The sequence below is a fragment of the Sphingobacteriaceae bacterium genome, from assembly GCA_002319075.1.
Taxonomy (GTDB): Bacteria; Bacteroidota; Bacteroidia; order B-17B0; family Aurantibacillaceae; genus Aurantibacillus.
In genome coordinates, this window is the sequence record NVQB01000001.1 from 4736030 (window position 1) to 4751386 (window position 15357).

10 protein-coding genes are annotated in these 15357 nt (G+C 39.1%); 6 read left to right on the forward strand and 4 right to left on the reverse strand.

Annotated elements, in window-relative coordinates; translation table 11 throughout:
- The first annotated feature begins 76 nt into the window (after nt 1-76).
- On the forward strand, nt 77-1783 hold the full coding sequence (locus CNR22_20490) for a hypothetical protein (GenBank protein ID PBQ34056.1): 1707 nt from the start codon (nt 77-79) through the stop codon (nt 1781-1783).
- 109 nt (nt 1784-1892) lie between these two features.
- Here CNR22_20490 and CNR22_20495 read toward each other — a convergent pair whose 3' ends face one another.
- Entirely contained in the window at nt 1893-3257 is a 1365-nt protein-coding gene (locus CNR22_20495; protein ID PBQ34057.1) for a diapophytoene dehydrogenase, read from the reverse strand.
- 143 nt (nt 3258-3400) lie between these two features.
- Here CNR22_20495 and CNR22_20500 point away from each other — a divergent pair, with 143 nt between their 5' ends.
- Nucleotides 3401-7663 carry a hypothetical protein gene (locus CNR22_20500; protein ID PBQ34058.1) on the forward strand — a complete coding sequence of 1421 codons (4263 nt, stop codon included), beginning with the start codon at nt 3401-3403 and terminating at the stop codon, nt 7661-7663.
- Here CNR22_20500 and CNR22_20505 read toward each other — a convergent pair.
- Nucleotides 7660-8841, reverse strand: a complete 1182-nt coding sequence (locus tag CNR22_20505; protein ID PBQ34964.1) for a hypothetical protein — start codon at nt 8839-8841, stop codon at nt 7660-7662. The two genes, CNR22_20500 and CNR22_20505, sit on opposite strands and share 4 nt — an antisense overlap.
- 31 nt (nt 8842-8872) lie before the next feature.
- On the opposite strand from CNR22_20505, the gene CNR22_20510 reads away from it, so the two are divergent.
- Nucleotides 8873-10141 (forward strand): hypothetical protein, encoded by a 1269-nt coding sequence (locus CNR22_20510; protein ID PBQ34059.1) that lies wholly within the window; start codon nt 8873-8875, stop codon nt 10139-10141.
- A 45-nt stretch (nt 10142-10186) separates the two neighbouring features.
- Here CNR22_20510 and CNR22_20515 read toward each other — a convergent pair whose 3' ends face one another.
- Entirely contained in the window at nt 10187-10654 is a 468-nt protein-coding gene (locus CNR22_20515; protein ID PBQ34060.1) for a hypothetical protein, read from the reverse strand.
- 358 nt (nt 10655-11012) lie between these two features.
- On the opposite strand from CNR22_20515, the gene CNR22_20520 reads away from it, so the two are divergent.
- Nucleotides 11013-11201, forward strand: a complete 189-nt coding sequence (locus tag CNR22_20520; protein ID PBQ34965.1) for a cold-shock protein — start codon at nt 11013-11015, stop codon at nt 11199-11201.
- A 189-nt stretch (nt 11202-11390) separates the two neighbouring features.
- Here the strand turns inward: CNR22_20520 and CNR22_20525 are convergent, their stop codons facing one another.
- Nucleotides 11391-13160, reverse strand: a complete 1770-nt coding sequence (locus CNR22_20525; GenBank protein PBQ34061.1) for a hypothetical protein — start codon at nt 13158-13160, stop codon at nt 11391-11393.
- A gap of 112 nt (nt 13161-13272) precedes the next feature.
- Here CNR22_20525 and CNR22_20530 point away from each other — a divergent pair, with 112 nt between their 5' ends.
- Nucleotides 13273-13830 (forward strand): bacteriocin-protection protein, encoded by a 558-nt coding sequence (locus tag CNR22_20530; GenBank protein PBQ34062.1) that lies wholly within the window; start codon nt 13273-13275, stop codon nt 13828-13830.
- Between the two features lie 233 nt (nt 13831-14063).
- On the forward strand, nt 14064-15338 hold the full coding sequence (locus tag CNR22_20535; protein ID PBQ34063.1) for a hypothetical protein: 1275 nt from the start codon (nt 14064-14066) through the stop codon (nt 15336-15338).
- Nucleotides 15339-15357 lie beyond the last annotated feature (19 nt).

Below are 15357 nucleotides of genomic sequence, written 5' to 3' on the forward strand. Positions count from 1 at the left end.
TTTTTTGAGTGTTTGTTTTCTTCATCGCATTGTAGTATTTTCGCGCGTTCCATTTATTTAAAGACGCACACATTTTATGCTGGAGACCCATCTGCATGAACATCATTTATTACGTTTTTCCGTGGAGATAAAGAGTTCTTCGACGGTGTTAACTTCCGGTGCGCTTAAAACGGATAAGAGTGCAGCGATCGTTTTTTATGATGAGAACGATAAACGCGCGTCCACATATAATTTATCCGTTCTTTCTAAAGAAGAAATATACGAGCGTATTAGCAAGGGGGAGACTCTTAATCTGGATAATTCCTACATCAAAGATTTTTCACTCAGCGAATACCGCAGACTCAATCATCTGGATGAGCACCAACTCGTTATTCTTCATGATCTTTCAGCAAAAAAAACATTTTTTGATTGTGATCTGGAAACGGATTTTTCTTACGCGCAGTTTGAAGGTGCCAAAACAAATTTCGAGTCTACTGTTTTTGCAAATGGTTTTACAAATTTTTTTAATGCCAATTTTGGTCACGGAGATGTAAGTTTTCGCAAAGCCAAATTTGGAAGTGGCAGCACAAGCTTTCGGTCTGTTAAGTTTGGCGACGGACATATTACTTTTAATAACGCCAACTTTGGAAGTGGCGACCTGAGTTTTGTGGATGCTGACTTCAGCAATGGCAATGTGGATTATAAGAACACTTATTTTGGAGATGGCAACGTGGATTTTAAATTCGCGAAATTTGCAAGCGGTGATATTACTTTTGAAAAGGCCAGCTTCGGAAAAGGCAGGAAAGATTTCAAGAATGTTGAATTCGGTGGGGGAAAGATTGATTTTAAACGTATTGATTTTAATGACGGGGACGTTTGTTTTGAAGGCGTTGAATTTGGCGATGGTAAAGTGAGTTTTAGAAGTTCCGTTTTCGGTGAAGGGCATAAAACTTTTGAATTTGCTGATTTTGCCAGGGGAGAAGCACAGTTTGACCTGGTGAAGTTTGGAAAAGGAACAATAAGCTTTAATCAGGCTTCAGCTACCGATATTTCTTTTAGGAATTGTCATCTTGATGCTTACATGGATTTACGCTTTGGAAAATGTCATTTAATCGATCTGCGAAGTACAATTGTGAGAGATATTCTGGATGTAAAACCCGAAGGCGAAAAAGTGGTTATTAAAGAAATGATCCTTGCCGATATGCGTATTCTCGGACGTCTCTTTATCGACTGGAGAGGCAATGATGTGTATGATCTGATTTACAATCAAAAAACAACTTCCATGTTTCAGAAGGCGGAACAGTTTCGCATCTTAAAAGAAAACTTCCGCAATAACGGGCAGTATGAAGACGAAGACGCGGCCTATTTGGAGTTCAGACGCTGTGAGGCAAAAGCAAATTTGCAGGAAGCATTTTCGAAAAAAGGCATTGAAAGGTTAACAGCCTATCCCATTTATTATTTTCAAAAATACGTTTTTGATTTTGTAGGCCGTTACGCAACTGCTCCCACTCGTGTACTCCTGAACGCTTTAGTAGCGGTAATTTTATATGCATTCCTGTTTTATGGGTTCACCGAATTTTTCCCAGACTTAGGAACAATTGGTTCAACCTTGCCTCCGGATTTAAGTCATGTTCACGATTTTTGGAACAGTGTGTATTATAGCGCGATCACATTTTGTACGGTAGGCTATGGCGATTATTTTGCGCAAGGCTATCTGAAAATTTTCGCGGCCTGCGAAGGATTTACAGGGATATTTCTGATGAGTTATTTTACGGTTGCCTTTGTAAGGAAGATTTTGCGCTAACTATTCCCCATTCTAAGGCGTTAGATTTGAAAAGTTTTACAATAAATCTACGTAAACTTTACCAAATTTATTCCATAAAAAAAGCCGGTGTGTAAACCGGCTTCTAAAATTATACTGTTCTGTTAATATCCCATTGCTCAAGGTAATCAGCAACGCGACGTAAGAAGGTGCCACCTAAAGAACCATCCACAACACGGTGATCGTAGCTTAAGGACAAGAACATAAATTGTCTTATAGCAATTACATCTCCTTGCGGAGTTTCTAGTACTGCAGGTTTCTTTTTAATGCTTCCTACTGCAAGAATGGCTACCTGAGGTTGAAGAATGATAGGGGTGCCCATTAAATTTCCAAAACTACCCACGTTGGTTAAAGTAAATGTACCACCCTGAATTTCGTCAGGCTGCAATTTATTTGCACGTGCACGGTTAGCTAAATCGTTAACCGCTTTAGTAATGCCTAAAAGATTTTTCTCATCTGCATTTTTAATTACCGGCACAATTAAATTTCCTGTTGGTAAAGCCGCAGCCATACCGATATTAATATTTTTACGTTTAATGATCTTAGTTCCTGTTTGATCTACAGATACGTTGATTAACGGAAAATCCTTGATAGCTCTTGCAACCGCTTCAATAAAGAGTGGGGTGAAGGTTAATTTTTCTCCATCGCGTTTTTCAAATTCTTTTTTCGCTTTGTCTCTCCACATCACAAGATTTGTAACATCTGCCTCTACATAAGAAGTAACGTGTGGCGACACGTGTTTACTCATTACCATGTTGTCGGCAATCATTTTACGCATACGGTCCATTTCCACGATCTCATCACCAGCACCCACCGATACCGCAGGACGATTTACAATGATAGCATGTTCTCCTACCATAGTTCCGGCACCTGTAGATTTTGTTTCTGTTTTTTGTGGAGCAGGTGCAGAGCTTGTTGAAGTTTCAGTAGCTTTTGAAGCTCCTTGTTTATTACGGTTAGGTAAATAAGCTAAAATATCCGCTTTGGTAACGCGACCTTCTTGTCCGCTGCCCTTAATAGACTCAAGCTCTTCCAAAGAAATACCTTCTTCTTTAGCAATACTTTTAACAAGTGGCGAATAGAATTTATCAGAGTCAGCATAGTTTGTATTGGCAGCAGCTACAGGAGCGCTAACGTTTGCGTTCGCTTGGCTGGTTTCCGTTTTTGCAGTTTCTGGAGTAGAAGTTTTTGGCGCTTCACTTACAGAAGCATTAGCATCGCTGCTAATCACACCAATTACGGCGCCTACCTGAACAACGTCACCTTCATTAAACAGACGTTTTATCAAAGTCCCTTCAAAAGGCGAAGGAATTTCGCTATCCACCTTATCAGTAGCGATCTCTAAAACTGTTTCATCAATTTTAATTTTATCGCCTTCGTTTTTAGTCCATTTAATAATAGTAGCCTCAGCCACACTTTCGCCCATTTTAGGCATGATCAAATCAAAATTCGCCATTGTTCCTTTTTCTTTTTAAGAGTTACAAAAATAGGTTTCTAAAGGGGAATAGCCAATTTTTTGTTTTAGTATTTTTCATATCTTTAATTAAATTACCGGATATTTATTTTTGATAAAAAGATATCATTGTAAAACCCAATTTTATGAAGAAGTGTCTCGTTTTTGTTTTTTTCTATGTGCATCTGATGGTCGGAGCTCAGGTTCCCCCTGTATGTTTTAATGGTCTTACAAGTGCTAACATATCAACCGTCGGATCTACGCCAAGGGAGGTGTGTTCAGCGGATGTTAATAATGATGGAAAGCCTGATCTTATTACGGCTAATGAAGGATCGAATAACATATCTGTACTTATTGGTTCGGGTACCGGTAGTTTTGTATCGCGTACAAATTATACTGTTGGGGCGGCTCCGCGCTCCGTTTATTCGGCAGACTTTAACAGCGACGGGTATCCTGATTTGGTTACTGCCAATTCCGGCACAAATACTATTTCGGTTTTGTTCGGATCTTTGTCGGGAACCTTTGCCACAGCTTTGAATTACAGCGTGGGCACAGCTCCTTCTTGCGTTCGCGGTGGCGATTTTAATCTTGATGGAAATAGTGATCTTGCTGTGTCAAATTCTGGTTCCTCCGACATTTCGGTGTTATTAGGTTCAGCAAGTGGTACTTTCGCTGCTGCGGTGAGTTATACAACTTTCGGGGCGGGCGGTGTGTTGTGCATTGCCGATTTTAACAACGATAGCAACTCAGACATTGTTATAACGGGGTCTGGAAATGGATGTGCATTATTACTCGGATCTTCAACAGGAACTTTTGCATCGTCTTTTAGCATACTATCAGCGGCTTTGCCTTACAATGCTTCATGTGCAGACCTGAATGTTGATGGAAATGTAGATCTTGTAGTATGCGACTATGGATGGAATCATTTTGTTGTTTTATTAGGTACAGGCACAGGAACTTTTTCAACTCCGGTCTTCTATCCCATACCCATTGGTTTCGGAGCGATACCGAATGCTATTGCAGATTACAATGGCGACGGGCATCTTGATATAGTTACAGGTAATTACGCTGGCCATAGCGTTTCGCTTTTCCTTGGAAATTCTACCGGGTCTTTCACTCCCTCAGGAAACTATCAGTTGACCGATCAGTCGATGGCTTTAATAGCAGTTGACCTTAATTCTGATGGTATACCTGACCTCGCTTCATGCAGTCCTCAGTCAGGTAAGGTAACTGTTATCATGAACGAAGGAGGTAACTCTTTGGGTTCGTCTAATGTTTATCAGGCTGCTTCTTTTCCAACAACGTTAGGATCGGGTGACTTTAATTCAGACGGAAAAATCGATTTGGTTATGTGCAGCGGTTCTACTACTATGTCAATTTTGTTCGGACAAGGAGATGGGGTATTTTCTCCACCCGTAAATTATACTGTAAATGCCGGAGCAGGCAATGCACTAGTTGCAGATTTTAATAACGATACGCATCCAGATATTGCAATCACTGTAGGCAGCCATTCTATTTCAATATTGTTAGGCTCTGCATCGGGAACATTTTCACTATATGATAACTACTTAGTGGGATTAATACCTGAGGAAATTACCTTCGGGGACTTTAACCAGGATGGAAATATTGACCTTGCAAGTGTAGATCTAGTTTTCAACACCACATCTATCTTATTAGGACAAGGAACAGGAAGCTTTTCAGCTGCAATAACCTACACAGTTGGAGAATCTACTGGTATAGCAGCCGGTGATCTAAATGGAGACGGATATGACGATCTGGCTATTTCACTTCAGCTCAATTCGAGTGTGAGTGTGCTCTTTGGTTCGGCCTCGGGAACTTTCGCTGTGGGAGGAACTTTTTCGGTGGCAAGTAGTCCGGCAGATATAAAAATTGCAGATCTCAATGCAGATCTTATAAATGATATTGTGGTAGTAAGTGCGAGTCCGATCAACAGTCTCACAGTATTAGTAGGTCTTGGTTCTGGCAGTTTTGCTGCACAATCAAATTACGCTACAGGTAATAACCCTTTTTCAATAACTACGGGCGATTACAATTCAGATGGGATTAAGGATATTGTGGTTGCCAATTACACAGGTGCAACTATATCTGTATTCCTGGGAACAGGAAACGCTGTCTTTGCACCACATGTGCAATTTACAGCTGGATCGAGTGCTTGTAAAATAATTTCCGAAGATATAAATAATGATGCTAAAGCAGACCTCGTTATATTAAATGCAGGCATATATTATTTACAGATTATTTTAAATGCGCCGCCCACACTAACACTTAGTACTACCAATATTGCTTGTCAGGGAAACAGCGTTTTGATAAAAGTAAAAGGTGCTAGTACTTACACCTGGAACACCGGAGCAACTACTCATTCTATTTCAGCTGCTACGAGTGTCATCACTACTTATACAGTAGTGGGCAAAACTTTCGGAGGATGTTACGCGTCGGCTGTAACCACCGTTCCAGCCAATACTCTAACAACTACTTTACCTTTACCCACAGTTACTGCAAACAGCGGTAGTATCTGCCTTGCACAAAATTTTACTATCATGCCATCGGGAGCAAATTCTTACACCATTTCAGGTGGCCAGGCAATAGTGCATCCCACTGTTACCACTTCATATACCGTTGTTGGAACTAACACACTTAATGGTTGTATATCTCTTCCCGTTTCTATTGATGTTACAGTTGTTCCATTACCTGTAATTAGTGCGAGTGGCGGAACTGTCTGCCAGGGAAAGAGTTTCACTTTAAGTCCATCGGGTGCCGCGTCTTATACTTTCGCAGGTGGTTCGGCAGTAGTATTTCCCGCTGCAACAACATCCTACTCGGTAATTGGTTCGGGTACACTTAATAACTGCGTCTCACTTCCAGTGTCGATAAATGTTTCGGTTATTCCTTCTCCTGTTATTAATGCAAGTGGTGGAACGATTTGTTCCGGTCAGAGTTTTACATTAAATCCCTCGGGAGGCACTACCTTTACATTTTCCAGTGGTGCGGCTGTGGTAAGTCCTTCAGTAACGAGTTCTTATTCTGTAACAGGAACAAATAGCAGCGGATGCGTCTCAGCAATTGCGGCTGTTGCTATTGTTACTGTTAATAATCTGCCGGTTATTTCGGTAAATAGTGGAACAATTTGCAGTGGTCAATCTTTCATGCTTATTCCAGCGGGAGCTGCCACATATACTTTTTCTTCAGGAAGTTCCGTTGTTTCGCCTGTCTCTACTACGACGTTTGCAGTTGCCGGCACAAATAGCCTGGGGTGTATTTCTTCAGGCAGCGCTATAAGCCAGGTGTCCGTTATGCCTTTACCGATTATATCTGTAAATAGTGGCTCTGTTTGCGCGGGAAATTCTTTTACATTTATTGCTTCAGGTGCCGATACATTCACCTATTCAGGGGGACAAGTTGTGTCGCCCGTTTATAATAGTTCTTATTCAATTACAGGTTCAACCAGTTTTGGCTGTATATCTTCGGTACCTGCAATAGGTCAGGTAACCGTAGTTGCGCTGCCAGTTTTTAGTGTAAGTGGAAATTCTTTTGTCTGTCAGGGTTCTCCTTTGAGTTTAATTGCAAATGGAAGCGCCACCAGTTATAGTTGGAGTAATGGTTTGACAGGAAACCTGATAACTTTTACGCCAACTGCTTCAGCTGCTTATAGTGTAACCGGATTTTTAAATACCTGTTCGGTAGTTGTTACAAAGTCTTTAACAGTTCTCAACTTACCAATAATTTCGGTAAATAGCGGATCTGTTTGTGCAGGCGAATCTTTTACTTTTAATGTTTCAGGTGCAAATTCATATAGTTATCCAGGTAATTCTTCAGTGTATAGTACGGCCAACAGTACTGTAGTTTCAGTGAGCGGTACAGACGCTAACGGTTGTGTAGGTGCCGCAAATTCATCCATTACGGTAAATGCATTGCCCATAATAAACGTTTTAAGTACGCAACCTGCTATTCTATGTTTAGGTGAAACTGCTACCCTCACAGCCATTGGAGCTGAAACTTATGCCTGGAGCGGAGGTGAAAATACGAATCCAATTGTTATCAGTCCTGCACAAACTCAAACAATCACAGTAACAGGTACCGATAATTTGGGTTGCACTAATTCTATGCAGCTTGTTCAGAATGTAGACGCTTGTTTATTTGTGAGTTCTTCAGTGCTAAGTACTTTTCCTTTGTCAATTTACCCTAATCCCAACGCCGGAGAATTCACTATAGAAAGCAGTTACGAAACTTCCATTCAAATTTTAAATGCTTTGGGACAGTTAATCAGAAATGAAGAACTCATTAGCGGAAAAAACAAAATCAATCTAGAAGCGCAGCCGAATGGTATCTATTTTGTGCGCTGTTATAAAAACGGAAGTCAGCAAACCTTGAAAGTCATAAAACAGAACTAACTGAAATCCGGATACAGTAAGTACCGTTTACGCATCTCTTTAAAGGTATCCAGACCCGGCTTCCAGCTTTCGCGAATCTCAGCTTCTGAAACCCTGTTTTTGATTTGCTCCTGCAATAAAGCGTTTCCGGAGTGGTAATTAAAATTCATTTCGAAGAATGCCTGGTTACTGAGATTTTTATAAGCGGTCATCAACCATTGCAGATTTAACTTTCGGGGATGTTGTTTTAAATAACTGTCTTTTCTTAAATCTACGCCATAACAGCGTTGATTAAAATAACGCGGTCCTTTCGAAAGTTTTGTGGGCTTAGGAATAAAACAAAAACTGGTGTCTGGATACTGTGGATGGCCAATAACCTGGAAAGGAAAAGAGGTGCCTCTGCCCAAGCTCATTATAGTGCCTTCAAATAAACCCAGACCCGGATACAAAAGCACTGCTTCCGCATTAGGAATGTTTGGAGAGGGATTTATAGGAAGCCTGTAAGAGGCGTTACGATCATAATTTTTCAGGGTAATCACAGTGAGCTTACAACTTATTTTTCCTTTCAACCAGCCTTCGTTATTTACCATTTGCGCATACTCCCCGCAAGTCATACCATAAACAACCGGCACATGATGCAAGCCCAAAAAACTTTTAAACTCATCATTTAAAATGGGACCGTCAATATAAAAACCGTTAGGATTCGGACGATCCAACACTATCATTTCTTTGTTGTTTTCAGCACAAGCTTCCATGGCATAAGCCATCGTAGAAATGTAAGTATAGAAGCGAACGCCTATGTCCTGGATGTCATAGATCACAACATCAATGTCTTTTAATTGTTCCTTGGTAGGTTTTTTATTAGCGCCATAAAGCGAAATCACGGTTAAACCCGTTTTAGGATCTTTGTTGTTTTTAACTTGAGCGCCAGCCTCAGTATCATTGCGAAAGCCGTGTTCGGGTCCGAATATTTTTTTGATGTTTACCTTTAATTTTAAAAGTGTGTCTACAATACTGGTTTTTCCAACCAGGCCCGTAAGATTAGTAATTACAGCTACTTTTTTGCCCTTTAACTTTGGAACGTAAGCTTCGAATTGCTGCGCTCCTATGATTACTGTACTGTACTCTTTAATGGCTATGGGACCCTGCGCCAGGCTTAAAGAAGATAAACACATTAAAAAGAGGCTTAAGCGAATCAATTTATTATTTTTGTGAGATAAGTATATTTTTTTGAGCATAGAAAGATTAATAGCGGCAAGGATTTCAGATCCTAAACAAAACAAAGGTAGTATCTCCAAGCCTATTGTAAAAATAGGAATTATTGGCATTACAACAGGTATTTCTGTGATGCTTTTAGCCCTTAGCATTGGTTTGGGCTTTAAGAAAGAAATTATCTCAAAAATTACAGGTCTTACCACGCATATAGTCATAAGCAGCATCAACCTTAATTCGAGCAATGAGCCGGAACCCATTTATATCAGCGACGACACAATAGAAACAATTCGCAATTTGCCTTTTGTGAAACACATTCAAAAAACAGGCTTTAAAAACGGACTTCTTAAAACAAAAACTGAGAATGAAGGGGTGCTTTTAAAAGGAGTAGATGAAAACTACGATTTTACTTTTCTTAAAAAGCACATAACGGAAGGAGTGTTACCGAAATTTAAAAAAGGCGAAGCCAGCAAAGATATTTTGATAAGCGAAGTTCTGGCGAAAAGAATGGATCTGAAAGTTGCCGAAAAGGTTTCTGTTTATTTTATTTCTCAGAAAGAAGTTTACGATAGCCTTGCGAACGAAGTCATAGTGCGAACCGGACAGCTTTCACGAAAGTTCACCATTTGTGGAATTTTTAAAACTGATTTTTCTGATTTTGACAAAACATTGAGCCTGGTAGATCTGCGTCAAATTCAAAATATAAGTGGGTGGGACAGTTTAAGCACTGGTAGTTATGAAATAGAAGTTAAAGATTTTAAGCAGGTGGAAGCTAACCAGGAAAAAATAGAAGAACTAATAGGTTACAATTACTCAATAAATAATGTTAAAGAAATTTACTCCAATATTTTTGTTTGGTTAGAAAAGCTCGATATCAATGGCGTGATAGTAGTGGTGCTTATGATACTGGTAGCTACCATGAATATGATCACTGCCCTGCTAATACTCATTTTAGAGCGTACAAACATGGTTGGTCTTGTTAAAGCACTTGGCATGACTAATCCTAACGTTAGAAGAATCTTTCTCTACATCAGCTTCAGATTAATAGGCAAAGGCATGTTGTGGGGAAATGTGATTGGTATAGGATTCTGCTTATTGCAATACTATTTTAGATTTGTAAAACTCGATAGTGAAACCTACTATGTAGACCATGTAGTAGTTTATATTAACTGGTTTTATTTCCTGCTTCTGAATATTGGAACATTCATCATTTGTTCGTTGATGTTGCTATTACCAACCCTCATTCTTACAAAACTGACTCCGATTAAAACATTGAAATTTGATTAGGAATACAGATTTCTTTTTTTGTCAAGACTCTGACGCTACAGTAGATTATGAAGCTGTTTCTTTATCCGAAAACTTCTCTGAATAGATCATAGTTATCAATCCAACTATAATACTAATTCCTGAACCCTCAAAGAACACGAGTAGGGGAGGCACTAGTCGTGACATTCCCTCAGTATCCATAATAAACATGCTATTAAGATAGGGATCAGAAAACGAGTAAAAAAACAGAAAAATGCTAAATAAAAAGAAGGAGATAGTCCCTGTAAAAAAAGTGATACTCATTACCTGGAGAAAAGGGATGTATCCCTTTAATTCCTTAATAAGGCGATTAATGTGCAGCAGTGAAAACACGGTAAGGAAAACATAGTTAACAGTTCTTAACCCTGTAATATGCAACAAGCCCGTGTATTTTACCAGCATCATAAACCCAATAAAAAATAAAAAGTTCAGCGCAGAGAAAAATACAATTGTTTTTCTTGCCTTAAAAATGGTTATACGGGCGGCTTTGAGCATCGTTTTTTTTCTAGAATACCTATAAAATCATACCGTTTATTTTACCCGCATTTGTCTTTAAAAACTGTGGGAAAATTAGTACTATGAGGTTTTTATTGCTCAATCGTTTAGCTGATGGATTGGGAGCAAAAAAGTTATTTCACAAATCTTGTCATATTTACCTTTCTGTTTGGAAAATTTAGTGTATCTTTACACAACTTCTTTTGAAGATTGTATCTCAATCTATTTGTAAAGCTTCATTACTTTCAATATTTTTTTACACATTTTTTCAGGAACAGGCTTTCTCTGCGAAGACGCGGCCGCTTTAAAAACATTAAATAATAACCGTCACCAATTGGTGGCAAAAAAACAAAACAAAATGAATAAAGGAACAGTAAAATTTTTTAACGAAGCAAAAGGCTTTGGATTTATTAAAGGTGAAGATGGACAAGATGTATTTGTACATGCTTCAGGACTTGTACACGAAATTCGTGAGAACGACGAAGTAACTTTCGACATGCAAGATGGTAAAAAAGGCCCTAACGCCGTGAATGTAACCAGAATCTAGTGATTCATATAAATTAGAATTAAAACGCAGGCTTTTTGGTCTGCGTTTTTTTTATGATAAATCCGCTGGAGCTCACACTGTCTGGCGCAAAAGTCTACCTGTGCCCATTTAAAGCACTCCTGAACACTATTACGGGTTGCGAATCTGTAAAATCAGTGGATCTCGATTTAAAAGTTTTCTTGATTTGTCTTACAGCTCCTCCGGTATAAATACCACAAACTTCGATCCCACATTTGGTTCACTTTCGGCGTAAATAAATCCTTTATGATTTTGCACCAGTTTTTTGCAAATAGTTAGTCCAATACCGGTTCCCTCATAGTTTTTAGAACTTGAATGCAATCTCTGGAATAACTCAAAAACTTTTTCAGCATAGTTTTGATTAAATCCAATACCATTATCCTGTACCACAAATTTCCAGTAAGCTTTTTTATACAACTTTCCCTGTATGGTAACGTCGTTTACTTTATCAAAAGCAATAGTGATTTTAAGCGGCTCATTTTTCTTAGAATACTTTATTGCATTGCTGATAAGATTCGAAAACAGCTGGCTGATTAAAGGCGCTGCACCTTTAATAACCGGTAATTTCTGGTAATCCATACTTCCCCGTATTTTCTCCAGAGCATCCTTGTATTCTTTTCTCAGCTCGTCAAAAATAACATTCAGATCTACTGGCTGAAAGTGCACATTCGTTACATGGGTTTTAGAAAAATCCATCAGGGCCTCAATCAAAGCCTGCATGCGGGCGGTAGAGCTTACCATACGGTCAAGGTAATGTTTACCGTTATCTGAGAGTTTTTCATTCTCGGCATCCATCAGTAATTTAGCAAAGGTCTGAACTTTACGAAGAGGTTCTTTTAAATCGTGACTGGCAATGTAATTAAATGACACTAAACTATTATTAGCTTCTTGTAGCTCCTCATTTTTTTGCGCTAACAAGTCGTTCGTATTACGAATTGTTTCGTTTGCTTTCTCGAGTGATGTAATATCCTTTGCAAGATTAAGAACTCCTACTATGCGCCCTTCGATCCATAGAGGAATAAAGGTGCTTTGAATTTTTATGTTTTCATTTACTACTGTTGCAATCACATCAATCTGGTTCGTCTCGCCTTCAAGAGCTTTCAACATATATTTGTGGCGCTGATCATTACGGGCCTGCGGGTACATGTCAAACGCGTTTTTTCCAATAAGCTCGCTTCTGGTATGTTGCAGATATTTTTCACCGGCATTATTAATCGAGGTGTAATTAAGATGCTCATCAAACGTTAAAATAATGTCTGACGACGAATCTAAGATCGCCTGCAGGTAAGTCTTTATACCTGTTAATTCTTCATTTTTACGATAAATGTCTGATTTGTCTTTTCTGATCTTAAAAAACGAAACTATAATAATTGCCAGGGTGAACGTAATTAACGATAGGGAAAAGGCCGGTGTAATCGAAATGTAATTATCCCGAACGGTAATGCGTTTTGCTAAAAGAACTTGCTCTATCTCTTCAATCTCCACCACTTTATAACGGATCATATCCATCAAAATCTTGCCTTTTTTAAGAACAGGTTTGAGATTTGCTTTCCATTCGGGTGAAGAGATCAAGCTATTAATGTGAACTATCTTTAAGGCAAGTATTTTATCCAGCGTTTTAATTTTTTCGTGTTGAATGACATTGTCTTTGCTCAATGAATCCAACTCATACATAAGCATTGGAATTTTTGGAAGGGCCCGGTGATAGGGTATAAGAAAGGAAGAATCTCGCGTAAGTAAGAAGCCACGCTGACCGGTTTCTACATCTTTAATAAGAGAGAAAACCTGTTCAAGCCTTAAAACTAAAGCGTTAGAATGATTTACATAATCAGAAGACCGGATAAGGTCGTTAATACGTTTAAACGATAAAAGTGAAACCGCAATGATAATAAAAACAAAGAGTAAAAGAATTAGGTCGAAAAACGGAGTCTTGCGTTTCATACGAACCAAATATAAAATTTATTTATTTACTGAAAAAGACAAAACCCTTGAAACCACCGTTATATTTACGATTTGACCTCATAATTGTTTAATTTTGCCTCTATAGATTTACATGACTCCACTATTTTTTGAAACACCGGCGCTGTTTAATTCCTGGCTGAAAAAACACCATAAAAAGGAAAAAGAACTGCTTGTTGGTTTCTATAAAATTGCTACCGGGAAAAAAAGTATAACCTGGTCTGAATCTGTTGATGAGGCTCTCTGTTACGGCTGGATTGACGGCGTTAGAAAGTCACACGATTCAGAAAGTTATACCATACGCTTTACCCCGCGCAAATCAACCAGCAACTGGAGCAGCATTAATATCAAAAAAATTTCCGAGCTTATTAAGCAAAAAAAAATGCAGCCGGCCGGACTGGAAGCCTTTGAAAAACGTACCGAGCAACGCTCAAAAATTTATTCCTACGAGAAAGCCGAAGCAAAGCTGGAACCCTCTATGGAAAAGGAATTTAAAAGCCATAAACTCGCCTGGACATTTTTTCAATCTCTTGCACCGGGATATAAACGCTTGGCCATTCATCATATTACGAATGCAAAACAAGAAGTAACGAGGCAAAAAAGACTTCAGCAATTTATTAAAGATTGCGAGGAAGGAAAAAAAGTACGCTAATTCTGTTCCAACAGGTGCTTAAAATTTTTTGTCACCCTTTTTTAAGTTGTCTTTTTGCTGATGAGGCCTAAAGCTTCGTATCTCAAGGAACCAAGGCAATTAATTTTTTTTTCGGGGTAGTGTGACTTGATCGAGGAACAGCTTAACTCATATTTGTTTTGGATTCCCTCAGTACAAACCGCCTTTCCCTAAATCACAAATGCTATCTCTTTTCTTTCGTTTACTTTTGGCAAATGAATAGACTTTTACTCCTTTTTATTTTCCCTCTTTTGTTAACCGCACAAACTCCTTATAAAAAAATAAGGGTGCTGTTTATTGGCAACAGTTATACCTATGTAAATAATCTTCCATTATTAGTGCGCGATCTGGCCCTGGCCAAAGGCGATACGCTTGTTTACGATAGTTATGCCATTGGTGGTTATTCTTTTGGAAACCATTTTACGGATGCCAATTCAAAGGCCAAGATTGCTTTAGGCACCTGGGATTATGTTGTATTACAGGCACAAAGCCAGGAGCCTTCGTTTCCACCTTCGCAGGTTAACGCGCAAACCCTGCCTTATGCCAGGAAACTTGACAGTCTTGTAAAACACTATAATCCCTGCGCTCTCACCGTTTTCTACGAAACGTGGGGACGTAAAAACGGCGATGCTCCCAACTGCGCGTTCTATCCTCCTTTATGCACTTACAGTGGTATGCAGGGGCGGCTGCGCGATTCTTATATACTATTTGCCGATACTTGTCACGCTTTATTAGCTCCGGTAGGGGAGGCCTGGAAGCTGGCACGGGCAACCAATACGGCCATTGAGTTTTATCAACCCGATGAGAGTCATCCTGCACTAGAGGGTTCCTATTTGGCAGCTGCCGTTTTTTATGAAACACTGTTTCAAAAATCAGTACTTACAAGTACTTACACTGCCGGACTGGCATCACAAACAGTTTCGCTTTTAAACCAAATTGCGCATCAATTAGTGAATGATAGTGCAGCCATTACTAATAGTCCTAAATATATTACCAAGGGTTCTTTTACGGTGACAGCCCAGGGTGCCGGAGCCTTTCAATTTCAATCAGCAACGCCCGCAGTGCAACATTTCTGGAGTTTTGGAGATGCCACAACATCCACTTCCGTAAACACCACTCACACTTATACAGCTTCCGGAAATTACACGGTTAGTTTAGTCATAAGAAATTCACAAGGCTGTAAGCTCGATTCCGTAAGCTCTATGGTGACTGTAACAATTGCCACATCTACCACAGGATTGAAAGAAAATACACTTGAGCACATAAGTTTGTACCCAAATCCTGCTAAAGAGATTTTAACTATTAAAGCGGACATTGTTTTTTACCAGAAAAATACAAAGATTGAAATCACTAACCTTATGGGGCTGGTAATTTTTGTATCTGATTTTACGGAAGCACTCACTATCAGTTCACTTCCGGCAGGCTTATACTATATTAAAATTTATAACTCCCAGGCTGAATCGAATTCTTGTTTTATTAAAAACGAATAGTATTTTTATACTCTGCAAT